Consider the following 22,060-nt stretch of genomic DNA (forward strand, 5'->3'; position numbering starts at 1 on the left):
GGCCGGCGGCAGCGCCTGCAGCGCGGCGAAGAAGGCGAGGGCGGCCAGCGTCGGCCACCAGGCTTTGAGGGCGTTCAGCGTTTGCCGCCCAGCAGGCCGCCCAGCACGCCGCGCAGAATCTGGCGGCCCAGGCCGCTGGCCACGGTGCGCGCCGCCGTCTTGGCCATGGTCTGCACCAGGCCGTCGTACTGGCCGCCGCGGGGGCCGGTGCGGCCGAACAGCACTTCGTTGATGACGCTCTTTTCGGCGGCGGCCGGCGCATTCTGGGCCGCGCCCGGGATGCGCGGGGTCTTGGCCGCGGGCCTGTCGTCGGCCGTGTCGGCCGTGGGCGCCGCGCCGGCCTGGCCGCGCTGGGCCGCATGGGCCTGGAACATCTCGTAGGCGCTTTCGCGGTCCACGGTCTTTTCGTAGGTGCCCGCGACCAGCGAGCCCTCGATGAGCGCGCGGCGCTGCTCGGGCGTGATCGGCCCGATCTGGCTGCCCGGGGGCAGCACGTAGACGCGCTCGGTCTCGCTCGGGCGGCCCTTGGCGTCGAGAAAGCTCACCAGCGCCTCGCCCACGGCGAGCTCGGTGATCGCGGCCTCGATGTCCAGGCCGGCCTTGGGACGCATGGTCTGCGCGGTGCTCTTCACCGCCTTCTGGTCGCGCGGCGTGAAGGCGCGCAGCGCGTGCTGCACGCGGTTGCCGAGCTGGCCCAGCACGCTGTCGGGGATGTCCAGCGGGTTCTGGGTCACGAAGTACACGCCCACGCCCTTGGAGCGCACCAGGCGCACCACGAGCTCGATGCGCTCCACCAGCACCTTGGGCGCTTCGTTGAACAGCAGGTGGGCTTCGTCGAAGAAGAAGACCAGCTTGGGCTTGTCGGGGTCGCCGATCTCGGGCAGCGTCTCGAACAGCTCCGAGAGCATCCACAGCAGGAAGGTGGCGTACAGGCGCGGCGCGTTGAGCAGCTTGTCGGCCGCGAGGATGTTGATCACGCCCTTGCCGTCCACGGTCTGCATGAAGTCGGCAATGTCGAGCATGGGTTCGCCGAAGAACTTGTCGCCGCCTTGTTCTTCGACCTGCATCAGCCCGCGCTGGATGGCGCCGATCGAGGCCGCGCTGATGTTGCCGTACTCGGTGGTGAACTGCTTGGCGTTGTCGCCCACGTGCTGCAGCATGGCCCGCAGGTCTTTCATGTCGAGCAGCAGCAGGCCGTTGTCGTCGGCGATCTTGAAGATCAGGTTGAGCACGCCGGTCTGCGTGTCGTTGAGGTTGAGCATGCGCGCGAGCAGCAGCGGGCCCATGTCGCTGATGGTGGCGCGCACCGGGTGGCCCTGCTGGCCGAACACGTCCCACAGCGTGGTGGGGCATTCGGTGGGCTGGGGCAGGGCCAGGCCGCGGTCGGCCAGCACGGCCGCCATCTTTTCGCCGATGCGGCCGGTCTGGCTGATGCCGGTTAGGTCGCCCTTCACGTCGGCCATGAACACCGGCACGCCGATGCGCGAAAACCCCTCGGCAAGGGCCTGCAGCGTGACGGTCTTGCCGGTGCCGGTGGCCCCGGTGATGAGGCCGTGCCGGTTGGCCAGGCCGGGCAGCAGCAGGCATTGGGCGGTGGCGTTCTGGGCGATCAGCAGCGGTTCGGCCATGGGAGCGGTCCTGGGGTGGGGCAAGGCGGCGAAGGGACGGTGTGGGGCGAAATCGTAAAATCGCGGGCTCATTACACCAAAGCCAGCAGGCATTTCGAGGACTTCCCATGGCCGGACACAGCAAATGGGCGAACATCCAGCACCGCAAAGGCCGTCAGGACGAAAAGCGCGGCCGCATCTGGACGCGGCTGACGCGTGAAATCATCGTCGCCGCGCGCAGCGGCGGCGGCGACGTGGCCATGAACCCGCGCCTGCGCCTGGCGATCGAGAAGGCCAAGGCGGCCAACATGCCGGCCGACAACATCAAGCGCAACGTCGACAAGGCCACCGGCGCGCTCGACGGCGTGAACTACGAAGAGATCCGCTACGAGGGCTACGGCATCGGCGGTGCGGCCATCATCGTGGACACCATGACCGACAACCGCGTGCGCACCGTGGCCGAGGTGCGCCACGCCTTCAGCAAGCACGGCGGCAACCTGGGCACCGACGGGTCGGTGGCCTTCCAGTTCAAGCACTGCGGCCAGCTCGTGTTCGCGCCCGGCACCTCGGAAGACGCGGTGATGGAAGCGGCGCTCGAGGCCGGTGCCGAAGACGTGATCACCGACGGCGATGGCGCGATCGAGGTGCTGACCTCACCCGGCGACTTCGAGGCCGTGAAGAACGCGCTCGAGGCCAAGGGGCTCAAGCCCGAGATCGCCGAAGTGACCATGCGCGCCGAGAACACCATTGCCCTGGCCGGCGACGATGCCGCGCGCATGCAGAAACTGCTCGACGTCCTTGAAGACCTGGACGACGTGCAGAACGTCTTCCACAACGCAGAAATTTCGGAATGAAAGTCCTGGTGATCGGCGGCGGCGGCCGCGAGCATGCGCTGGCCTGGCGCCTCAAACAGTCCGAGGGGGTGGAGCAGGTCTTCGTGGCCCCCGGCAATGCGGGCACCGCGCGCGATGCGCAGCTCACGAACCTGGCCATCACCGACAAGGTGGCGCTGCGCGAGTGGGTGCAGGCCAACGGTATCGAACTCACCGTGGTGGGCCCCGAGGCGCCGCTGGCCGCGGGCGTGGTCGACGAGTTCCGGGCCCATGGCCTGGCCATCTTCGGCCCCACGCAGAAGGCCGCGCAGCTGGAGAGCTCCAAGGCCTTCAGCAAGGCCTTCATGCAGCGCCACGGCATTCCCACGGCCGAGTACCAGACCTTCACCGACCCGGTGAAGGCCCATGCCTATGTGGACGCCAAGGGCGCGCCCATCGTGGTCAAGGCCGACGGCCTGGCCGCGGGCAAGGGGGTGGTGGTGGCCATGAGCCTGGCCGAGGCGCACGAAGCGATCGACTTCATGCTGCTCGACAACAAGCTGGGCGTGGCGCACAACGAGGGCGGCGCGCGCGTGGTGATCGAGGAATTCCTGCAGGGCGAAGAGGCCAGCTTCATCGTGCTGTGCGACGGCGAACACGCGCTGGCCCTGGCCACCAGCCAGGACCACAAGCGCCTGAAAGACGCCGACCAGGGCCCCAACACCGGCGGCATGGGCGCGTACTCGCCCGCGCCCGTGGTCACGCCCGCGGTGCACCAGCGCGCCATGGACGAGGTGATCCTGCCCACGCTGCGCGGCATGAAGGCCGACGGCATTCCCTACACCGGCTTCCTGTACGCCGGCCTCATGATCACGCCCGACGGCGCGGTCAAGACGCTGGAGTTCAACTGCCGCATGGGCGACCCCGAGACCCAGCCCATCATGATGCGGCTGCGCAGCAACTTCGCCCAGGTGCTGCTGGCCGCCACGCGCGGCGAACTCGATCGCGTGCAACTCGATTGGGACCCGCGCATCGCGCTCGGCGTCGTCATGGCAGCCGCCGGCTACCCCATGGACCCCCGCAAGGGCGACGCCATCACCGGCCTGCCGGCCGACGAGGCCGACCGCGTGGTGTTCCACGCCGGCACCGCGCTCGACGGCGAGACCGTGCGCGTGTCGGGCGGCCGCGTGCTGTGCGTGACCGCGCTCGCCGACTCGGTGGCGCAGGCGCGCGAGCGCGCCTACGCGCTGGTGGACACGGTGCGCTTCGACGGCATGCAGTGCCGCCGCGACATCGGTTTCCGCGCGCTCTGAGCCTTCATTCCCTCCGGCCCGGGCATTCCCGTTTGAGCGATCCCGTTCTTCTGCCGCCGCCGCACCCGGTGCGCTTTCGCGGCTCGCGCCTGGCGCGGGCCGTGCTGCGCCTGGGCGGCTGGCAGGTGATCGAAGCCGGCTTTCCCGCGCGCCAGGGCGTGGCCATCGTCTACCCGCACACCAGCAACTGGGACTTCGTGGTCGGCATCCTCGCCAAATGGGCCATCGGCATCCCGGTGCGCTTCTGGGGCAAGGACACGCTGTTCGAGGTGCCGCTGTTCGGCCGCTGGCTGCGCTGGCTCGGCGGCATGCCGATCGAGCGCCGCTCGCCACGCGGGGCGGTGGGCGCCATGGTGCAGGCCATGCGCGAGGCCGCCGCGCGCGACGAACTGCTGTGGCTTGCGCTCTCGCCCGAAGGCACGCGCCGCCACACCGCGGGCTGGCGCAGCGGCTTCTACCAGGTGGCCATGGGCGCGCAGGTACCCCTCGGGCTGGTGGCCCTGGATTACAGTCGCAAGCAGGTGAGGGTGACCGAATTCCTGCGCCTGTCGGGCGACGCGGCGCGCGACTACGCGCTCATCGCCCAGGGCTTCGCGGGTGCGCAGGGCTTCAAGCCCGCGCAGGCCAGCCCGGTGCAGCCCCTGTCCACGTCCGCCAAGCCATGAACGACAACCCGATTGCCAACGTCCGCGAATACCTGACCGACCTGCAGGAACGCATCACCTCCACGGTGGCCATGGTCGACGGCGGCGCCTTCGTCGTCGACCGCTGGAGCAAGCCGCCCGGCGAGAAGCTGCAGGGCTCGGGCATCACGCAGATCCTCGAAGACGGCGCGGTGTTCGAGCGCGCGGGCTGCGGTTTCTCGCACGTCACGGGCCCGCAGCTGCCGCCCTCGGCCACGCAGCACCGCCCCGAACTCGCGGGCGCGCCCTTCGAGGCCATGGGCGTGTCGCTGGTGTTCCACCCGCGCAACCCCTACGTGCCCACGGTGCACATGAACGTGCGCATGATCGCGGCCACGCCCGCGGGCGGCGCGCCCGTGTGCTGGTTCGGCGGCGGCATGGACCTCACGCCCTACTACGGCTTCGACGAAGACGCGGTGCACTTCCACCGCACCTGCAAGGCCGCGCTCGACCCCTTCGGCGTCGACAAGTACCCGCGCTTCAAGCGGTGGTGCGACGAGTACTTCTACCTCAAACACCGCGACGAGCAGCGCGGCATCGGCGGCGTGTTCTTCGACGACTTCGCCGAGCTCGGCTTCGACGGCAGCTTTGCCATGCTGAGTTCGGTGGGCGACGCCTTCCTCGACGCCTACCTGCCCATCGTCGACCGCCGCAAGAACACGCCCTACGGCGAGCGCGAGCGCAGCTTCCAGCTCTACCGCCGCGGCCGCTACGTCGAGTTCAACCTGGTGTGGGACCGCGGCACGCACTTCGGCCTGCAGTCGGGCGGGCGCAGCGAGTCCATCCTGCTGTCCATGCCGCCGCTGGTGAGCTGGGCCTACAACCGCAAGACCAAGAAGGGCACGCCGGAAGACCGGCTGTACCGCGAATTCCTGGTGCGCAAGGACTGGGTCTGATGGCCGGCGCGCGCGAGCCGCTGCGCCGCGTCGGCATGTTCGGCGGGGCATTCGACCCGCCGCACGGCGCGCACCGCGCGCTGGCCGAGGCCGCGCTCGAACAGCTGCAGCTCGACCGCCTGCACGTGCTGCCCACGGGCCATGCCTGGCACAAGTCGCGCACGCTGCTGCCCGCGCACCACCGCATCGCCATGTGCGAGCGCGCCTTCGGCGACCTGCCGCGCGTGCGCATCGACCCGCGCGAGACGGAGCGCGAAGGCCCGAGCTACACCGCCGACACGCTGTCCGAGCTGAGCACCGAGTACCCGGGCGCGGAGCTCTTCCTGATCCTGGGCGCTGACCAGCTGCTGGCCTTCAAGACCTGGGTGCGCTGGCAGGACGTGCTCTCGCACGCCACGCTGGCCGTGGCCAACCGGCCCACGAGCATCGGCCCCCAGGCCCTGCTCGGCGAGGCGCCCGAGACCGACCTGTCCTCGGTCGACATTCCCTTTGTGCGGCTGAACATGCCGCTGCAACACCTGAGCGCCACCGCGGTGCGGGCCCGCCTGGCGGGCGGCGCCGCGGACGGCCCCCCCCTGGACGTGCTGGTCCCGGGGGCGGTCGCGAGCTATATTTCGCAGCACCACCTCTACCAGACCCCTACATGAGCGAAGCCTCCGCCAAGAAAGACATCCAGAAACTGCAGAAGGCCATCGTCGATGGCCTGGAGGACGTCAAGGGCCAGGACATCGTGGTGTTCAACACCGAAGAGCTCTCGCCGCTCTTCGAGCGCGTGATCATCGCCAGCGGCACCTCGAACCGCCAGACCAAGGCCCTGGCCGCCAGCGTGCGCGACGCCGTGCGCGAGGCCGGCTTCGACAAGCCGCGCGTCGAGGGCGAGGACAACGGCGAATGGATCATCGTGGACTGCGGCCAGGCCGTGGCGCACGTGATGCAGCCCGTGATCCGCCAGTACTACCGGCTCGAAGAGATCTGGGGCGCCAAGCCCGTGCGCCTGAAGGCCGCGGCCAAGGCGGCGAGCGCCAAGCCCAAGGCCGAGGGCGAAGCCGCCCCGGTGACCAAGGCCGCGGCGAAGAAGGCCGGCGCGAAGAAGGCGCCCGCGAAGAAGACCGCCGCAGCGGCGGCGCCGGCGGCCCCGGCCAAGAAGGCCGGTGCCAGGGCCGCGCCGGCCAAGAAGGCGGCGCCCCGGGCGGCCGCGAAGCCGGCGGGCAAGACCGCCGCGAAGAAGGCCCCGGCCAAGCCGCGCGCCGCGCTGCCCAAGGTGGTGGTGAACGCGCCGGCCGCGAAGAAGAAGGCTGCGCCGGCCGCGCGCAAGACGGCGGCCAGCAAGCCCGCCGCCAAGAAGAAAGCATGAAACTCGTGATCGTCGCGGTCGGGCAGAAGGTGCCCGACTGGGCCCAGACCGCCTACGACGATTACGCCAAACGCTTTCCCCCCGAGCTGCGGGTCGAGCTCAAGGCCGTCAAGACCGAGCCGCGCGGCTCCAAGACGGTCGAGACGCTCTGGGCCGCGGAACGCCAGCGCATCGAGGCCGCGGTCCCGCGCGGCGCGCGCGTGGTGGCGCTCGACGAGCGCGGCACGCCGCTCAGCACCCAGGCGCTCGCGCAGCAGCTCAAGCAGTGGCAGCTCGGTGGCGACGACGTGGCCCTGCTGATCGGCGGGCCCGACGGCCTGGACCCCGAACTGCGCGCCGCCGCGCACCAGCGCGTGCGCCTGTCCGACCTCACGCTGCCGCACGCCATGGTGCGCGTGCTGCTGATCGAGCAGCTCTACCGCGCCTGGTCGATCAACGCGAACCACCCCTACCACCGCGAATGAAAACCGGCCCCCACGCTCCGCCGCTGCGCGGGTCGCTGCCCCCCGAGGGGGCGCGTGTCGCCTTGGGGCGGCCCGGCGGCGACACCCCGTCGATCTACCTCGCCTCGCAGAGCCCGCGCCGGCGCGAGCTGCTCACGCAATGGGGCGTGGCCCACGAGCTGCTGCTGCCCGGGGCCGACGAAGACGCCGAGGCGCTCGAAGCCGCGAAGCCCAGGGAAGCGCCCGCCGCCTATGTGCAGCGCGTCACCGCGCTCAAGCTCGAGGCCGCGATGGCGCGCCTGAAGCAGCGCGGCCTGCCCGCCGCGCCCGTGCTCTGTGCCGACACCACGGTGGCGCTGGGCCGGCGCATCCTGGGCAAGCCGGCCGACGCGGCCGAAGCGCGGCGCATGCTGGCCGATCTCTCGGGCCGCGCGCACCGCGTGCTCACCGCCGTGGCCGTGGGCAAGGGCCGGCGGCGCTGGTCGGCTCTGTCGGTGTCCACGGTGCATTTCCAGCCCCTCACCGCGACGCAGATCCGCCGCTACGTCGAAGGCGGCGAACCCATGGGCAAGGCCGGGGCCTATGCGATCCAGGGCCATGCGGGCCTGTGGGTCAGCCGCATCCAGGGCAGCCACACGGGCATCATCGGCCTGCCCGCGTTCGAAACCGCGCAGCTCTTGCGCGCCGCGGGCCTGCCCATCCTCTGAACGGAACGCTCACATGAACCAGGACATCCTGATCAACTGGTCGCCGCAGGAAACGCGCGTGGCCGTGGTGGAGCAGGGCGCGGTGCAGGAGGTGCACATCGAGCGCACGCTCGAACGCGGCCTGGTCGGCAACATCTACCTGGGCAAGGTCTCGCGCGTGCTGCCGGGCATGCAGTCGGCCTTCCTCGACATCGGCCTGGACCGCGCGGCCTTCCTGCACGTGGCCGACCTGATGCCCAACATCCAGGCCAAGCACGCCGCGCCGCGCACGCCCGCGGCCGAGGGCGCGCCGCAGGTGCTCGCGCCCAACCCGGTGCTGCCGATCGAGAAGCAGATCTTCGAGGGCCAGGCGCTGATGGTGCAGGTGCTCAAGGACCCGATCGGCACCAAGGGCGCGCGGCTCACGGCGCAGATCAGCATCGCGGGCCGGCTGCTGGTGTTCCTGCCGCAGGACAGCCACATCGGCGTGTCGCAGAAGATCCCCACCGCGCAGCGCGAGGCCTTGCGTGCGCGGCTGCAGCAGCTCACCGCCACCAGCGACGGCAGCCCCGCAGGCGGCTTCATCCTGCGCACCAACGCCGAGGACGCGAGCGACACCGAGCTCGCCGACGACGTGGCCTACCTGCGCAAGACCTGGCTGCGCATCAAGCAGGCCGCGCTGAGCCAGCCCGCGGCCACGCTGCTGCACGAAGACCTCAACCTCATGCAGCGCGTGCTGCGCGACCTCACGAGCGCCGAGACGCAGTCGATCCGCATCGACTCGCGCGAGCAGTACGGCCTGCTCAAGGGCTTTGCCGACGAGTTCATGCCCGACACGGTGCGCAAGCTGCAGCACTACAGCGGCGAGCGGCCGATCTTCGATCTCTTCAACGTGGACGAGGAAATCGTGCGCGCGCTGGGCCGCCGCGTCGACCTCAAGTCGGGCGGTTACCTGGTGATCGACCAGACCGAAGCGCTGACCACGGTCGACGTCAACACCGGCGGCTTCGTGGGCGCGCGCAACTTCGACGACACCGTGTTCCGCACCAACCTCGAGGCCGCGCAGGCCATTGCGCGCCAGCTGCGGCTGCGCAACCTGGGCGGCATCGTGATCGTGGACTTCATCGACATGACGCGCGAGGACCACCGCGACGCGGTGCTCGCCGAGTTCCGCAAGCAGCTCGGGCGCGACCGGGTGAAGACCATGATCGGCAGCTTCTCGCAGCTCGGGCTGGTGGAGATGACGCGCAAGCGCACGCGCGAATCGCTGGCCCACATGCTCAGCGAGCCCTGCGAGGCCTGCCACGGGCGCGGCGCGGTCAAGACCGCGCGCAGCGTGTGCTACGACATCCTGCGCGAGATCCTGCGCGAGGCGCGCGCCTTCAGCCCGCGCGAGTTCCGCGTGGTGGCCGCGCCCAAGGTGGTCGAGCTCTTCCTCGACGAGGAACGCGCCCACCTCGCGGGCCTGTCCGAGTTCATCGGCAAGCCGATTTCGCTGCAGAGCGAGAGCTCGATGACGCAGGAGCAGTACGACATCGTGCTGCTCTGAGCGCGCGGCTACAGGGCCGTGCGGCGGGCCGGCGGGCCTTCACGCACCGGGCCGACGCGGGCCTCGATGTCGTGTTGCAGCGCGCGGCGCAGGCCCAGCAGGAAGCCGGCCTCGGCCACCACGAACAGCGGGCCGATGACCAGGCCCACGAGGTCGTCGACGAAGGCGGGTTTGCGGCCTTCGTAGAAGTGGCCGATGAACTGGATCACCCAGCCCACGAGGAACAGGCCGATGCCGATGGCCAGCCAGGTGCCCGTGCCCTGTGCGGCCACGGCCTGCGCGAACCACAGGCACAGCGCCATGAGCGCGGCCATCACCGCGCCCAGGCGCAGGTCCAGCCGCAGGTAGTACAGCACGGTGGCCAGCGTCACCGCGGTGGCCGGCGAAAGTGCCACGCCGCCCCAGTGGCCCAGCACCGGCCGCGAGAGCAGCACCGCCACGGCCACCACGATCATGGGGATGCCCACGAAGTGGGTGATGATGTTGCGGCGGTCGCGGTGGTAGGCCGCGTACTGGCTCAGCTGGTCGGTCAGGGTCTTCATCAGGTCGCTCCTCGCGCGGGGATGCGCCGTTTTACACCCTCTGCAGCCCGCGCCTCAACGGGGAAAGCGCGGGGGTGGCCGGGTGTTCAGTTCGTGCCGCCCAGGCCCTGACTGTGCAGGCGCGCGTACAGGCCGTCGGCGGCCAGCAGCTGCGCGTGCGAGCCCTGTTCGACGATGCGGCCGTCGGCCAGCACGATGACGCGGTCGGCGTGCTCGATGGTGGAGAGCCGGTGCGCGATGACCAGCGTGGTGCGGCCCTTCATGAGGCGCGCGAGCGCGTCCTGCACCAGGCGCTCGGACTCGTTGTCCAGCGCCGAGGTGGCCTCGTCGAGGATCAGGACGGGGGCGTCCTTGTAGATGGCGCGCGCGATCGCCAGCCGCTGGCGCTGACCGCCCGAGAGCTCGGTGGCGTTGTGGCCCACGTTGGTGTGCATGCCCTGCGGCAGCTTCGCCAGCAGATCGCCGAGGTTGGCCGATTCGAGCGCGGCCCGGGCGCGCGCCTCGTCGATCTGCGCGTCGGCCTCGCCCAGCGCCACGTTGGCCGCGAGCGTGTCGTTGAGCATCACCACGTCCTGGCTCACCATGGCGAACTGGCGGCGCAGGCTCGCGAGCTGCCAGTCGGGCAGGGGCACGCCGTCGAGCGTGACGCGGCCGCGCTCGACCTCGACGAAGCGCGGCAGCAGGTTCACCAGCGTGGTCTTGCCCGAGCCCGAGGGGCCCACGAAGGCCACCACCTCGCCGGGGCGCACGTGCAGATCGATGCCGCGCAGCGCCACGCCGGTCTCGCCCTCGGGCGTGGTGTCGTCCTTGGGTGGGTAGCGCACCCACACGCCCTCGAAGCGGATGTCGCCCTGCACGCGCGCGGCCTGGTGCGCACCGCCGCCTTGTTCGGCGGTCTGCTCGATCAGCTCGAGCCCGCGCTCGAGCGCGGCCAGCCCGCGCGTGATGGGCGAGGCGATCTCGGCCAGGTGCCGGATCGGCGCGATCAGCATCAGCATGGCCGTGACGAAGGCGACGAAGTTGCCCACCGTGACGCCCGAGGTGCTGCTCTGCCACAGCGCCACCGCCACCACGGCCGACAGCGCGGCCGACGCGAGCAGCTGGGTGAAGGGCGTCATGGCCGCCATCGCGATGGTGCTCTTGAGCGCGAGGCGGCGCAGCGACAGGCTCAGGCCGTCGAAGCGATCGGCCTGGCGCTGCTGCGCGCCGTGCAGGCGCACCACACGGTGGGCCAGCGCGTTTTCCTCGACCACGTAGGCCAGTTCGTCGGTGGCCTGCTGGCTCGCGCGCGTGAGCCGGTACAGGCGCTTGGAGAGCACGCGCATGATCCAGGCCAGGCCCGGGAACACCGCGATCACGATCAGCGTGAGCTTCCAGTTGAGGTAGAGCAGGTAGCCCATGAGCGCCACCAGCGTGAGGCTGTCGCGCGCCAGCGTGATCAGCGAGGACACCAGCATCTGCGAGCCGGTCTGCACCTCGTAGACCAGCGTGTTGGACAGCTTGCTCGCGCTCTGGCGCGAGAACAGCGAGAGCTGGGCCGCGGTGAGCTTGGCGAACATGGCCCGGCGCAGGTTGAGCATGCCGGTGTTGGCCGTGTACGAGAGCGCGTACTGGGCCACGAACGAGGCCATGCCGCGCAGGCCGAACAGGCCCATGAAGGCCAGTGGCACCATCCACAACGGCACGCGGCCCTTGTTGAAGCCGTCGTCGAGCAGCGCCTTGAGCAGCGCCGGGATCATGGGCTCGGTGAGCGCGCCCACCACGGTGGCCAGCGCTGCGAACACGATGCCGGTGCGCGCGTCGCGGAAATAGGGCCACAGGCGCTTCACGCGCTGCAGCACGCTGCCGGTGGGCAGGGCGGAGGTCGGGGCTTCGGGGCTCAAGGGCAGGGCGGCGGGGGCGATGGGGTCGACAGGTCGGGAACCAATGCCGCGCGACGCGGTCCAGTGGCCCGTGGCGCCTCACATCTTGTCACGGGGCAGGGTCAAGGGTCCGGTATTATCGGCCGGTCCTTCACCGGGGCACCGGGCGCCACGCCCCGCACTGCCTCAGCATCCCAACACCATGATCGAACCGAACCGACTCCATCCCACCACCGGGATGCCGCGCCGGCGTGCCCTTGGCCTGGTGTCCAGCCTGCCATTGCTGGGTGTGCCCGCCACCGGCGCCTGGGCCCAGTTCCGCGTCGAAGTGGCCGGCGTGGGCCTCACGCGCTTTCCGTTCTCGGCCGTCAATTTCCGCGGCAACGACGCCGCGAGCGAGAACATCGCGGCCATCGTGCGCGCCGACCTCGAACGCTCGGGCCAGTTCGTGTTCGTGCCGCCCCTCAACGGCAGCCTCGACGAAACCTCGCGCCCCGACCTTGCACCGTGGCGCGAGCGCGGCGCCGACTCGGTGCTCACGGGCAGCGTCACGCGCCTGGCCGACGGCCGCTTCGACGTGCGCTTTCGCCTCTGGGACTCGGTGCGCACCGCCGACCTCGGCGGCCAGAGCCTGCCGTCCACGCCCGCCAACCTGCGCGTGGCCGCGCACAAGGTGGCCGATTACGTCTACGAGAAGCTCACGGGCGAGAAGGGCGTGTTCTCCACGCGCATCGCCTACGTGTCCAAGGCCGGCAACACGCACCGCCTGTGGGTGGCCGACGCCGACGGCGAGAACGCCCAGGCCGCCTTCACGAGCAACGAGCCCATCATCTCGCCGAGCTGGGCGCCCAACGGCACGCAGCTCGCCTACGTGTCGTTCGAGAAGCGCAAGGCCGAGATCGTCACGCACGAGGTGGCCACGGGCCGCCGCCGCGTGCTCGCGAGCTTTCGCGGCTCCAACAGCGCGCCGGCATGGTCGCCCGACGGCCGCCAGGTGGTGGCCGCGCTCACGCTCTCGGGCAACGCCCAGCTCTACGCCATCGACGCGGGCGGCGGCGAGCCGCGGCGCCTGTCGCAAAGCGGCAGCATCGACACCGAGCCCGTGTTCAGCCCCGACGGCAAGCAGATCTACTTCGTGAGCGACCGCGGCGGCTCGCCGCAGATCTACCGCATGCCTGCGGCGGGTGGCAGCGCGCAGCGCGTGACCTTCACGGGCAACTACAACATCTCGCCCGCGCTCAGCCCCGACGGCCGCTGGCTCGCGTTCATCTCGCGCATCAACGGCGCGTTCCGCCTGCACGTGATGGACCTCGCCTCGGGCAACGTCACCGCGCTCACCGAGACCGGTGGCGACGAAAGCCCGAGCTTCGCGCCCAACAGCCGCATGATCATCTACGCCACGCGCGACAAGGGCGCCGAGGCGCTCATGACGACCACGGTGGACGGCCGCATCAAGACCCGCCTGGCCGGCGCCCAGGGCGACATCCGCGAGCCCGAGTGGGGCCCGTACCTGCGCTGAATCCGCTTTCCGTTCTCTTCACCCATCCCAACCACACACAGGCCACAAACCATGTCCAAGACCCTGTCCATGCGCCGCTTCAACGGCGTGCTCGTCACCCTCATCGCCGCCTTCACGCTCGCCGCCTGCGGCTCCGGTGTCCGCCTCGACCAGCCGCCCGTTGAAGACCGCAGCGGCACCGCCACCGGCGCCGGTGGGGCCGGCGCTGGCGGCGCGGGCAGCGGCGTCGACCCGCGCGGCGTGGCCGGCGTGCAGGTGCCCTCGACCGTGGGCAACCAGCCCGCCGCCCTGCAGCGCGTGATCTACTTCGACTACGACAGCTTCGACGTCAAGCCCGAAGCCGCGTCGCTGCTCGAGGCCAACGCGCGCTACCTCAACGCCAACCGCGCCGTGCGCGTGCAGCTCGAAGGCCACACCGACGAGCGCGGCGGCCGCGAATACAACCTGGCCCTGGGCCAGAAGCGCGCCGAGGCCGTGCGCCGTGCGCTGTCGCTGCTGGGCGTGCAGGACGCCCAGATGGAAGCGGTGAGCTTCGGTGAAGAGAAGCCGGCCGCCACCGGCGCCGACGAAGCCGCCTGGGCCAAGAACCGCCGCGTCGAACTGACCTACCGCTGAACGGCCCATGACCAGCCTGCGCCATCCCCGCGCCCTGGCCACCGCCGCGCTGCTCGCGATGGGCAGCGCGTGGTCGCCGATGGCGCACGCCATCTTCGGCGACGACGAGGCCCGCCGCGCGATCATCGAGCTGCGCCAGCAGGTCGATGCGAACAAGGCCGCCAACGCCGCCGCCGAGCGCGGCCTGCGCGAGAGCGACGCGAGCATCCAGCGCAGCATGCTCGAGCTGGCGAACCAGATCGAGCAGTTGCGCGGCGAGATCGCGCGCCTGCGTGGCCAGAACGAGCAGCTCGCGCGCGAGGTGTCCGAGCTGCAACGCGCCCAGAAAGACGCGCAGGCCGGCGTTGACGAGCGGCTGCGCCAGTTCGAGCCCGTCAAGGTCGAGCTCGACGGCCGCAGCTTCAACGCCCAGCCGGCCGAGAAGGCCGACTACGACGCTGCCATGGCCACGCTGCGCCGCTCCGACTTTCCCGCGGCGGTTGCGGCCTACAGCGGCTTTCTGCGCAAGTACCCGAGCAGCGGCTACACGCCCGTGGTGCTCTACTGGCTGGGCAACGCGCAGTACGCGGCGCGCGCCTACAAGGACGCGGTCGACACGCACCAGCGCCTGGTGCGCGAGTTCCCCGACCACCCGCGCACGCCCGAGGCCATGCTCGCCATGGCGAACAGCCAGGTCGAGCTCAAGGACCCGCGCGGCGCGCGCAAGACGCTCGAAGACCTCGTGAAGGCGCACCCGCAGAGCGAGGCCGCGTCGGCGGCCAAGGAACGGCTGGCCCGCCTGAAGTGAACCCCATGGGGCCGCACCTACAATCGCGGCCCTATGGATGAACTCGCCGCGCTGAACTCCCTTCGTCACACCGTGCTGTGGGCCGCGTTTGCGGTCGCGGCCGCCTTCGGTTTCATCGCCCAGCGCACCCATTTCTGCACCATGGGCGCGGTCAGCGACATCGTGAACATGGGCGACTGGAACCGCATGCGCATGTGGGGCATGGCGGTGGGCGTCGCGGCCATCGGCTTCTACGCGCTGGGCTGGCTGGGCCTGATCGACACCAGCGCCTCCATCTACACCGGCAAACGCATCGTCTGGCTCTCGGCCCTGGTGGGCGGCGCGCTGTTCGGTGTCGGCATGGTGCTGGCCTCGGGCTGCGGCAGCAAGACACTGGTGCGCATCGGCGGCGGCAGTCTCAAATCGCTGGTGGTGTTCTTCGTGATGGGTCTGGCCGCCTTCATGACCCTGCGCGGCGTGTTCGCCGTGGCGCGCAACGCCACCGTCGACCAGGTGGCCTTCGAGATCGGCGCCGGCGCCGCGCTGCCCGCGTGGCTGGCCACGGGCTTCGGTGTCGAGCCCGGCGTGGCGGGCCTCGCGGCCGCGCTGCTCGTGGGCGGCGCGCTGATCGTGTGGGCGCTGCTCGGCGCCGATTTCCGCACCTTCAACAACCTGCTCGGTGGCCTGGGCATCGGCCTCGTGATCGTGGGCATGTGGTGGGTCAGTGGTCGGCTGGGCTTCGTGCCCGAGCACCCCGAAACGCTGGACCCGGTCTACCTCGCGAGCAACACCGGTCGCATGGAGTCGCTCACCTTCACCGCGCCCATGGCCTACACGCTCGACTGGCTGATCTTCTTCAGCGACAAGAGCAAGCTGCTCACCTTCGGTGTGGTCACGGTGCTGGGCGTGGTCGCGGGCTCGCTGCTGTGCGCGCTGATCGACCGCAGCTTCCGCTGGGAAGGTTTCCGCGACACGCAGGACACGGCGCTGCACCTCGTGGGCGCGGTGCTCATGGGCGTGGGCGGTGTGACCGCGCTCGGTTGCACCGTGGGCCAGGGCCTGTCGGGCCTGTCCACGCTGAGCCTCATCAGCGCCATCGCGGTCGCCGGCATCATGGCCGGCGCGGTGCTGGGCTTCAAGTTCCAGATCTGGCTGCTGGAGCGCAGCGCGTGAACACGCTCGAGGCCGAGCGCTTCGAGCGCCGCTTCGGCGGCCTGCGCCGGCTCTATGGCGTCGAGGGCGCGCAGCGCATCTTCGGCGCGCACGCGGTGGTGGTGGGCATCGGGGGCGTGGGCTCCTGGGCCGCCGAGGCCCTGGCGCGCAGCGGGGTGCGCCGCCTCACGCTGATCGACCTCGATCACGTGGCCGAATCGAACATCAACCGCCAGGTGCACGCGAGCGAGGCCACGCTGGGGCAGGCCAAGACCGAGGCCATGCGCGACCGCATCCTGGGCTTTCACCCCGACATCGAACTCGAACTGGTCGACGATTTCGTCGATGCCGACAACTGGCCCACGCTGCTGCGGGGCCAGCGGCCCGATGGCGTGATCGACGCCTGCGACCAGGTGCGTGCCAAGACCGCCATGGCCGCGTGGGCGCGCGAACAGCGTGTGCCCTTCATCAGCGTGGGCGCGGCCGGCGGCAAGCGCCGCGCCGAGGCGGTGCAGATCGCCGACCTCGCCGACGTGACGCACGACCCCTTGCTCGCGCAACTGCGCTACCGCCTGCGCAAGCACCACGCCGCGCCGCGCGCCGGGGCCCTGCGCGTGGCCTGTGTGCACAGCAAGGAATCGGTGGCGCCGCCCGACCCGTCGTGCGCGGTCGGGGGCGATGCGTCGGTCGATGGCTCGCTCAATTGCCACGGCTACGGTTCGGTGGTGAGCGTGACCGCGACCTTCGGCCTGTGCGCGGCGGGCTGGCTGCTCGACGGCTTCGCGCGCGGCGATGTCAAAAAAGTGAAGGCCTCTTTCGAAGAGGTCAAAAACGACGCTATAATCTGAGGCTTCGCAGCAAACAAAACGTTTGACGTGAAAAGTGTGGGACGTTAGCTCAGTTGGTAGAGCAGCGGACTTTTAATCCGTTGGTCGGCAGTTCGAGCCTGCCACGTCCTACCACCAACAAGGGAAGCCCCTGATCGCAAGGTCAGGGGCTTTTTCTTATGTGCGCGCCCGTCCCGCGAGCGGCCACAAAAAAGCCCGCGCCAGGGCGGGCTTCGCAGCGCAAGCGGCGGGGCTTCAGGCCCCCGCCTGTTCGATCGCTTCGCTGAGTTCGAGCCAACGCGCCTCGACCGTCGCGAGCTCGCTTTCCACCGCCTTGAGCCGACGCCCGGCCTCGGCCAGCCGGGCCGGGTCTTGCGTGGCTTGCATCAATTGGGCTTCGAGCTGGGCGCGCTCGTCACCGAGCTTGGCCATGCGCTGTTCGATCTGCGCGAGCTCTTTCTTGAGCGGTCGCAGTTGTTCGTTGCGTTGCTTCTGGCGCTGTGCCTCGGCCTGGCGGTCCACCACGGGGGCGGGCGCGGGTGGCTCGGCGGCGCGCGCCTGTTCGCGTTGCGCCTCGCGCGCCTGCTTGGCCATGTCGAGCAGGTAGCGCTGGTAGTCGTCAAGGTCACCATCGAAGGGCGCGATGCCGCCGCGCGAGACCAGCCAGAACTCGTCGCACACCGCGCGCAGCAGCGAGCGGTCGTGGCTCACCAGCATCACCGTGCCTTCGAATTCGTTGAGCGCCACCGACAGTGCCTCGCGCGTGGCGAGGTCGAGGTGGTTGGTGGGCTCGTCGAGCAGCAGCAGGTTGGGGCGCTGCCACACGATCATGCACAGCACCAGCCGCGCCTTCTCGCCGCCGCTCATGCTGCCCACGGCCTGGAACACCTGGTCGCCGGTGAAGTTGAAGGTGCCGAGGAAGCTGCGCAGGTCCTGCTCGCGCGTGGGCTGGCCGCTCAGGCGGCCCTGCGCGGTGGTCTCCTTCACGAGCCGGATCATGTGCTCGAGCGGGTTGTCGCGCGGGCTCAGCACGTCGAGCTCCTGCTGCGCGAAGTAGCCGATGTTCAGGCCCTTGCCCTCGGTGACGGTGCCGGCCAGCGGGGCGAGCGTGCGCGCGATGGTCTTGACCACGGTGGACTTGCCCTGGCCGTTGGCGCCCAGGATGCCGATGCGCTGGCCCGCGAGCACCGAGCGGTTCACGCCGCGCACGATGGTGGCGGGGCCGGCGCCGTCTTCACCGGGGTAGCCGAAGTCCACGTCCTGCAGCACCAGCATGGGGTTGGGCAGGTTGGCGGGTTCGGCGAACTCGAAGGTGAAGTCGGCCTCGGCGAGCACGGGCGCGATGCGCTCCATGCGCTCGAGCGCCTTCACGCGGCTTTGCGCCTGCTTGGCCTTGCTGGCCTTGGCCTTGAAGCGGTCGATGAACTTCTGCAGGTGGGCGATCTTGTCCTGCTGGCGCGCGAACGCGGCCTGCTGCAGCGCCATCTGCTCGGCGCGCATGTCTTCGAAGCGGCTGTAGTTGCCGCCGTAGCGCTTGAGCTGCGCGTGTTCGATGTGCACCGTGACCTGCGTGACCGCGTCGAGGAACTCGCGGTCGTGGCTGATGACGAGCAGCGTGCCGGGGTAGCGCTGCAGCCAGGCTTCGAGCCAGACCAGGGCGTCGAGGTCGAGGTGGTTGGTGGGTTCGTCGAGCAGCAGCAGCTCGCTCGGGCACATCAGGGCGCGCGCGAGCTGCAGCCGCATGCGCCAGCCGCCCGAGAAGCTGTTGACCGGGCGCTCGAGCTCGTCGAGGCGGAAACCCAGGCCCAGGATCAGGGCCTGGGCGCGCGCATTGGCGTCGTGCGCGCCGGCGTCGTTGAGCGCCATGTAGGCGTGGGCCATGCGTTCGCCGTCGTCGCTGGCCTCGGCCTCGGCCACCTCGCGTTCGGCCGCGAGCAGGGTCACGTCGCCTTCGACCACGAAGCGCGTGGCGCTCTGGTCGGTCTCGGGCATGTCCTGCGCCACCTGCGCCATGCGCCAGTGCGCGGGCACCTGGAACTCGCCCTTGTCTTCGTGCAGCGTGCCGTCGAGCAGGCGGAACAGGCTGGACTTGCCTGCGCCGTTGCGGCCGACCAGGCCCACTTTTTCACCGGGGTTGATGGTGAGCGTGGCGCCATCGAGCAGCACCTTGACGCCGCGTCGCAGCACCACGTCGCGCAGCGTGATCATGGCTGGCCCTCCACGATGGCGTCGCGCGTGAGCAGCAGCACCTGGTCGTCGCCCGCGCTGGTGCCGAGCCACACGGACTGCAGGCGCGGGAAGGCGCGCTCGAAGTGTTCGCGTTCGTTGCCGATCTCGAGCACCAGCACGCCCTGCGGGTTCAGGCAGCGCGGCGCGTCACGCAGCAGCGCGCGAACGAAGTCCATGCCGTCGGCACCGCCGGCCAGCGCGAGTTCGGGCTCGGCGCGGTACTCGGCGGGCAGGGCGGCCATGCTCTGCGCGTTCACATAGGGCGGGTTGCACACGATCAGGTCCCAGGGGCCGGGGCAGGCCGCGAGCCCGTCGCTTTCCACCAGGGCGATGCGTTCGCCCAGGCCGTGGCGCTCGACATTGATGCGCGCCACCTGCAGCGCCTCGGGCGAGAGGTCGGCCCCGGTCACGCGGATCTCTGGCCAGGCCATGGCCGCGAGCACTGCGAGGCTGCCGTTGCCGGTGCACAGGTCGAGCACGGCCTGGGTGTGTTCACCGAGCCAGGGGTCGATGCTGCCGTCGGCGATGAGTTCGGCGATGAAGCTGCGCGGCACGATGGCGCGGCGGTCGACGTGGAAGGGCACGCCTTGCAACCAGGCCTCGCCGGTCAGGTAGGCCGCGGGCTCGCGGGTGTCGATGCGGCGCGCGATGAGCGCGTCCACCGCGGCGGCTTCGTCGCCGCTCACGGCGCGGCCGGCGAGGGCGTCGAGGTCGCTGTCCAGCGGCAGGCCCAGGCGCCAGAGCACCAGCCAGGCGGCCTCGTCGTGGGCGTTGGTGGTGCCATGGCCATAGGCCAGTTGCGCGGCGTCCAGGCGGGCTTCGGCCTGGGCCAGCAGTTCTTGCAGGGTCACGGGTGTCAGGCGTTCTGCACGGTCCGCGCGTGCAGGTGTTGCAGCGTGCGGCGGTAGATCGCGGTCAGGGGTTCGATGTCGGCGAGCACCACGTGCTCGTCGATCTTGTGGATGGTGGCGTTCGGCGGGCCCACCTCGACCACCTGCGGGCAGACCTGGGCGATGAAGCGCCCGTCGCTGGTGCCGCCGGTGGTGGAGAGCTCGGTGTGCAGGCCGGTCTCGTCGCGGATGGCGTCGCGCACCGCGTCGACCAGCGCACCGGGCGGCGTCAGGAAGGGCCGCCCGCCCAGGGTCCAGGCGATGTCGTGGTCGGCGCCTTCGCGCAGGCCGTGACGCGCGAGGATCTCGATCACCTGCGCCTGCAGCGACTCGGGCGTGCGCTCGGTGCTGAAGCGGAAGTTGAAATCGATCACCACGGTGCCCGGGATCACGTTGGTGGCGCCGGTGCCGCCGTGGATGTTGCTGATCTGCCAGCTCGTGGGCGGGAAGTAGGCGTTGCCGCGGTCCCACTCGGTGGCGGCGAGCTCGGCGAGGGCGGGCGCGGCCAGGTGGATGGGGTTCTTCGCCAGGTGCGGGTAGGCGATGTGGCCCTGCACGCCCTTGACGGTGAGCTTGCCGCTCAGGGTGCCGCGGCGGCCGTTCTTGATCATGTCGCCGGTGCGCTCGACCGAGGTGGGCTCGCCCACGATGCACCAGTCGAGCCGCTCGCCGCGCGCCTTGAGGGTCTCGCAGACCACCACGGTGCCATCGACCGCGGGGCCTTCTTCGTCGCTCGTGAGCAAAAAGGCGATGTCGATGCCGGGATCGGGCTGTTCGGCAAGAAAGCGCTCGCAGGCCACGACCATGGCCGCGATGGAGGTCTTCATGTCGCTCGCGCCGCGGCCGAAGAGCTTGCCGTCGCGGTGGCTGGGCACGAAGGGGTCGCTGGCCCAGGCCTCGCGCGGGCCGGTGGGCACCACGTCGGTGTGGCCCGCGAACACCAGCGTGGGCCGCTGGCCCGTGCCGCGGCGCGCCCAGAGGTTGCTCACGCGGAAGTCGGCCGGGCCGCTGTCGAGGCGTTCGCACGCAAAGCCCATGGCCTGCAGGCGCGCCGCGATGAGTTCGAGGCAGCCCGCGTCGCGCGGGGTGACGGAGGGCAGGGCAATGAGCGCCTCGGCCAGACGCAGGGTGTCGGACATCAGAATTTAACGTCGAGCGTGAACTCGGTGAACGAGGGCGTGTCGGTGGCGTCTTCGTCGGCGGCATCCGCTCCGCGCGCGGCGCTGGGCGCGAAGTCGTTCTGCAGGCGCCAGAGCAGGTTGTTGGGCGAGTCGGCCTGGGCCAGGCCTTCCTCGCGCGTCACCAGGCCTTCGTGGATCAGGCGCGCCAGGTCTTGTTCGAAGGTCTGCGAGCCTTCGGCCAGCGACTTCTCCATCGCTTCGCGCACGCCCGAGAAATCGGCCTTCTGGATCAGGTCGGCGATCAGCGCGGTGTTGAGCAGGACCTCCATGGCCGGCAGGCGGCCGCCCACGGGCGTGCGCAGCAGGCGTTGCGACACGATGGCGCGCAGTGCGGCGGCCAGGTCGCCCAGCATGGTGGGGCGCACCTCGACGGGGTAGAAGCTCAGGATGCGGTTGAGCGCGTGGTAGCTGTTGTTGGCGTGCAGTGTGGCCAGCACCAGGTGGCCCGACTGGGCGTACGCGATCGCGGCCGACATGGTCTCGCGGTCGCGGATCTCGCCGATCAGGATCACGTCGGGCGCCTGGCGCAGCGCGTTCTTGAGCGCGGTCTGCAGCGACACCGTGTCGGGCCCGATCTCGCGCTGGTTCACCACCGAGCGCTTGTTGCGGTAGGTGTATTCGATCGGGTCTTCGACCGTGAGGATGTGGCCGCTGACGCGCTCGTTGCGGTGGTCGATCATGGCCGCGAGCGTGGTGCTCTTGCCCGCGCCCGTGGCGCCCACCATGAGGATCAGGCCGCGCTTGTCCATCACCAGGTCGGCCAGGATGGGGGCGACGTTGAGCGTGTCCAGCGGCGGGATGTCGCTGGGCACGTAGCGGATCACCACCGCGATGGAGCCGCGCTGGCGCATGGCGCTCACGCGGTAGTTGCCCAGGCCTTCGAGCGTCACGCCCATGTTGAGCTCGCCGGTTTCGAGCAGCTCCTCCATGCGCGTGGCGGGCACGATCTCGCTGAGCAGGTTGCGCGGCGCCTCCGAGGGCAGCACCTGGCTGTTGATCGGGATCACCTGGCCGTTGATCTTGATCATCGCCGGCGCGTTCGCCGTGAGGTAAACGTCCGAGGCCTTCTTGTCGGCCATCAGGCGCAGGATGCGCTCCATCGTTCCGCTGCTCATGCCATCTCCCTCACGGCGG

21 protein-coding genes and 1 tRNA gene are annotated in these 22,060 nt (G+C 70.4%); 15 read left to right on the top strand and 7 right to left on the bottom strand.

The window, feature by feature from the left end; all coding sequences use genetic code 11:
• Positions 1-74: 74 nt before the first annotated feature.
• The gene (locus tag G9Q37_RS06510) at positions 75-1,628 is read right to left on the bottom strand and encodes a helicase HerA-like domain-containing protein (protein ID WP_166226229.1); all 1,554 of its coding nucleotides are present in this window, start codon (positions 1,626-1,628) and stop codon (positions 75-77) included.
• Positions 1,629-1,735: 107 nt separating this feature from the next.
• Here G9Q37_RS06510 and G9Q37_RS06515 point away from each other — a divergent pair, with 107 nt between their 5' ends.
• Genes G9Q37_RS06515 through rng form a run of 9 tightly spaced genes read left to right on the top strand, consistent with a single transcriptional unit; the run spans position 1,736 to position 9,343 of the window.
• Positions 1,736-2,461 (top strand): YebC/PmpR family DNA-binding transcriptional regulator, encoded by a 726-nt coding sequence (locus G9Q37_RS06515; RefSeq protein WP_166226232.1) that lies wholly within the window; start codon positions 1,736-1,738, stop codon positions 2,459-2,461.
• Positions 2,458-3,732, top strand: a complete 1,275-nt coding sequence (gene purD, locus G9Q37_RS06520; protein ID WP_166226235.1) for a phosphoribosylamine--glycine ligase — start codon at positions 2,458-2,460, stop codon at positions 3,730-3,732. Before G9Q37_RS06515 ends, purD begins: the two co-directional genes overlap by 4 nt.
• A 32-nt stretch (positions 3,733-3,764) precedes the next feature.
• Positions 3,765-4,397 carry a 1-acyl-sn-glycerol-3-phosphate acyltransferase gene (locus tag G9Q37_RS06525; protein ID WP_240936547.1) on the top strand — a complete coding sequence of 211 codons (633 nt, stop codon included), beginning with the start codon at positions 3,765-3,767 and terminating at the stop codon, positions 4,395-4,397.
• Positions 4,394-5,311: an oxygen-dependent coproporphyrinogen oxidase gene (gene hemF / locus G9Q37_RS06530; RefSeq protein ID WP_166226239.1), complete on the top strand. Its 918-nt coding sequence runs from the start codon at positions 4,394-4,396 to the stop codon at positions 5,309-5,311. The genes G9Q37_RS06525 and hemF overlap by 4 nt, the downstream gene beginning before the upstream one ends.
• On the top strand, positions 5,311-5,958 hold the full coding sequence (gene nadD, locus G9Q37_RS06535) for a nicotinate (nicotinamide) nucleotide adenylyltransferase (protein ID WP_166226241.1): 648 nt from the start codon (positions 5,311-5,313) through the stop codon (positions 5,956-5,958). The genes hemF and nadD overlap by 1 nt, the downstream gene beginning before the upstream one ends.
• On the top strand, positions 5,955-6,665 hold the full coding sequence (gene rsfS / locus G9Q37_RS06540) for a ribosome silencing factor (protein ID WP_166226246.1): 711 nt from the start codon (positions 5,955-5,957) through the stop codon (positions 6,663-6,665). The genes nadD and rsfS overlap by 4 nt, the downstream gene beginning before the upstream one ends.
• A complete protein-coding gene (gene rlmH, locus G9Q37_RS06545; RefSeq protein ID WP_166226251.1) occupies positions 6,662-7,129 on the top strand; it encodes a 23S rRNA (pseudouridine(1915)-N(3))-methyltransferase RlmH in 468 nt (155 codons plus the stop codon). Before rsfS ends, rlmH begins: the two co-directional genes overlap by 4 nt.
• Complete coding sequence (locus tag G9Q37_RS06550; RefSeq protein WP_166226255.1) at positions 7,126-7,815, top strand: Maf family protein; 690 nt, start codon at positions 7,126-7,128, stop codon at positions 7,813-7,815. The genes rlmH and G9Q37_RS06550 overlap by 4 nt, the downstream gene beginning before the upstream one ends.
• A 13-nt stretch (positions 7,816-7,828) precedes the next feature.
• Positions 7,829-9,343, top strand: coding sequence for a ribonuclease G (gene rng, locus G9Q37_RS06555; RefSeq protein ID WP_166226258.1), 1,515 nt, complete (start codon positions 7,829-7,831; stop codon positions 9,341-9,343).
• An 8-nt stretch (positions 9,344-9,351) separates the two neighbouring features.
• Here the strand turns inward: rng and G9Q37_RS06560 are convergent, their stop codons facing one another.
• Positions 9,352-9,885: an Mpo1 family 2-hydroxy fatty acid dioxygenase gene (locus tag G9Q37_RS06560; RefSeq protein WP_166226262.1), complete on the bottom strand. Its 534-nt coding sequence runs from the start codon at positions 9,883-9,885 to the stop codon at positions 9,352-9,354.
• 86 nt (positions 9,886-9,971) lie between these two features.
• Positions 9,972-11,768, bottom strand: a complete 1,797-nt coding sequence (gene msbA, locus G9Q37_RS06565; RefSeq protein WP_240936548.1) for a lipid A export permease/ATP-binding protein MsbA — start codon at positions 11,766-11,768, stop codon at positions 9,972-9,974.
• Positions 11,769-11,985: 217 nt separating this feature from the next.
• On the opposite strand from msbA, the gene tolB reads away from it, so the two are divergent.
• The 6 genes from tolB to G9Q37_RS06595 all read left to right on the top strand — a co-directional run bounded on the left by tolB (position 11,986) and on the right by G9Q37_RS06595 (position 16,761).
• The gene (gene tolB / locus G9Q37_RS06570; protein ID WP_166231030.1) at positions 11,986-13,266 is read left to right on the top strand and encodes a Tol-Pal system beta propeller repeat protein TolB; all 1,281 of its coding nucleotides are present in this window, start codon (positions 11,986-11,988) and stop codon (positions 13,264-13,266) included.
• 51 nt (positions 13,267-13,317) lie between these two features.
• Entirely contained in the window at positions 13,318-13,881 is a 564-nt protein-coding gene (pal, locus tag G9Q37_RS06575; RefSeq protein WP_166226265.1) for a peptidoglycan-associated lipoprotein Pal, read from the top strand.
• A 7-nt stretch (positions 13,882-13,888) separates the two neighbouring features.
• A complete protein-coding gene (ybgF, locus tag G9Q37_RS06580; RefSeq protein WP_166226268.1) occupies positions 13,889-14,668 on the top strand; it encodes a tol-pal system protein YbgF in 780 nt (259 codons plus the stop codon).
• A 33-nt stretch (positions 14,669-14,701) separates the two neighbouring features.
• Positions 14,702-15,820, top strand: coding sequence for a YeeE/YedE family protein (locus tag G9Q37_RS06585; protein ID WP_166226271.1), 1,119 nt, complete (start codon positions 14,702-14,704; stop codon positions 15,818-15,820).
• Complete coding sequence (locus tag G9Q37_RS06590) at positions 15,817-16,647, top strand: tRNA threonylcarbamoyladenosine dehydratase (RefSeq protein WP_240936549.1); 831 nt, start codon at positions 15,817-15,819, stop codon at positions 16,645-16,647. Before G9Q37_RS06585 ends, G9Q37_RS06590 begins: the two co-directional genes overlap by 4 nt.
• Before the next feature lie 38 nt (positions 16,648-16,685).
• Positions 16,686-16,761, top strand: a tRNA-Lys gene (locus tag G9Q37_RS06595).
• Between the two features lie 120 nt (positions 16,762-16,881).
• Here the strand turns inward: G9Q37_RS06595 and G9Q37_RS06600 are convergent.
• The 4 genes from G9Q37_RS06600 to G9Q37_RS06615 are packed head-to-tail and all read right to left on the bottom strand — an operon-like array spanning position 16,882 to position 22,041.
• On the bottom strand, positions 16,882-18,834 hold the full coding sequence (locus G9Q37_RS06600; protein WP_166226275.1) for an ABC-F family ATP-binding cassette domain-containing protein: 1,953 nt from the start codon (positions 18,832-18,834) through the stop codon (positions 16,882-16,884).
• Entirely contained in the window at positions 18,831-19,706 is an 876-nt protein-coding gene (prmB, locus tag G9Q37_RS06605; RefSeq protein WP_166226278.1) for a 50S ribosomal protein L3 N(5)-glutamine methyltransferase, read from the bottom strand. The genes G9Q37_RS06600 and prmB overlap by 4 nt, the downstream gene beginning before the upstream one ends.
• Before the next feature lie 5 nt (positions 19,707-19,711).
• Positions 19,712-20,884 carry a succinyl-diaminopimelate desuccinylase gene (dapE, locus tag G9Q37_RS06610; protein WP_166226281.1) on the bottom strand — a complete coding sequence of 391 codons (1,173 nt, stop codon included), beginning with the start codon at positions 20,882-20,884 and terminating at the stop codon, positions 19,712-19,714.
• A complete protein-coding gene (locus tag G9Q37_RS06615) occupies positions 20,884-22,041 on the bottom strand; it encodes a PilT/PilU family type 4a pilus ATPase (protein ID WP_166226284.1) in 1,158 nt (385 codons plus the stop codon). The genes dapE and G9Q37_RS06615 overlap by 1 nt, the downstream gene beginning before the upstream one ends.
• Positions 22,042-22,060: the final 19 nt, after the last annotated feature.

The organism is Hydrogenophaga crocea (genome assembly GCF_011388215.1).
GTDB lineage: Bacteria > Pseudomonadota > Gammaproteobacteria > Burkholderiales > Burkholderiaceae_C > Hydrogenophaga > Hydrogenophaga crocea.

Coding starts and splice junctions, on each gene's coding strand:
- G9Q37_RS06510 (WP_166226229.1), bottom strand. CDS start 1,628: ATGGCCGAACCGCTGCTGATCGCCCAGAACGCCACCGCCCAATGCCTG.
- G9Q37_RS06515 (WP_166226232.1), top strand. CDS start 1,736: ATGGCCGGACACAGCAAATGGGCGAACATCCAGCACCGCAAAGGCCGT.
- purD (WP_166226235.1), top strand. CDS start 2,458: ATGAAAGTCCTGGTGATCGGCGGCGGCGGCCGCGAGCATGCGCTGGCC.
- hemF (WP_166226239.1), top strand. CDS start 4,394: ATGAACGACAACCCGATTGCCAACGTCCGCGAATACCTGACCGACCTG.
- nadD (WP_166226241.1), top strand. CDS start 5,311: ATGGCCGGCGCGCGCGAGCCGCTGCGCCGCGTCGGCATGTTCGGCGGG.
- rsfS (WP_166226246.1), top strand. CDS start 5,955: ATGAGCGAAGCCTCCGCCAAGAAAGACATCCAGAAACTGCAGAAGGCC.
- rlmH (WP_166226251.1), top strand. CDS start 6,662: ATGAAACTCGTGATCGTCGCGGTCGGGCAGAAGGTGCCCGACTGGGCC.
- G9Q37_RS06550 (WP_166226255.1), top strand. CDS start 7,126: ATGAAAACCGGCCCCCACGCTCCGCCGCTGCGCGGGTCGCTGCCCCCC.
- rng (WP_166226258.1), top strand. CDS start 7,829: ATGAACCAGGACATCCTGATCAACTGGTCGCCGCAGGAAACGCGCGTG.
- G9Q37_RS06560 (WP_166226262.1), bottom strand. CDS start 9,885: ATGAAGACCCTGACCGACCAGCTGAGCCAGTACGCGGCCTACCACCGC.
- tolB (WP_166231030.1), top strand. CDS start 11,986: ATGCCGCGCCGGCGTGCCCTTGGCCTGGTGTCCAGCCTGCCATTGCTG.
- pal (WP_166226265.1), top strand. CDS start 13,318: ATGTCCAAGACCCTGTCCATGCGCCGCTTCAACGGCGTGCTCGTCACC.
- ybgF (WP_166226268.1), top strand. CDS start 13,889: ATGACCAGCCTGCGCCATCCCCGCGCCCTGGCCACCGCCGCGCTGCTC.
- G9Q37_RS06585 (WP_166226271.1), top strand. CDS start 14,702: ATGGATGAACTCGCCGCGCTGAACTCCCTTCGTCACACCGTGCTGTGG.
- G9Q37_RS06600 (WP_166226275.1), bottom strand. CDS start 18,834: ATGATCACGCTGCGCGACGTGGTGCTGCGACGCGGCGTCAAGGTGCTG.
- dapE (WP_166226281.1), bottom strand. CDS start 20,884: ATGTCCGACACCCTGCGTCTGGCCGAGGCGCTCATTGCCCTGCCCTCC.
- G9Q37_RS06615 (WP_166226284.1), bottom strand. CDS start 22,041: ATGAGCAGCGGAACGATGGAGCGCATCCTGCGCCTGATGGCCGACAAG.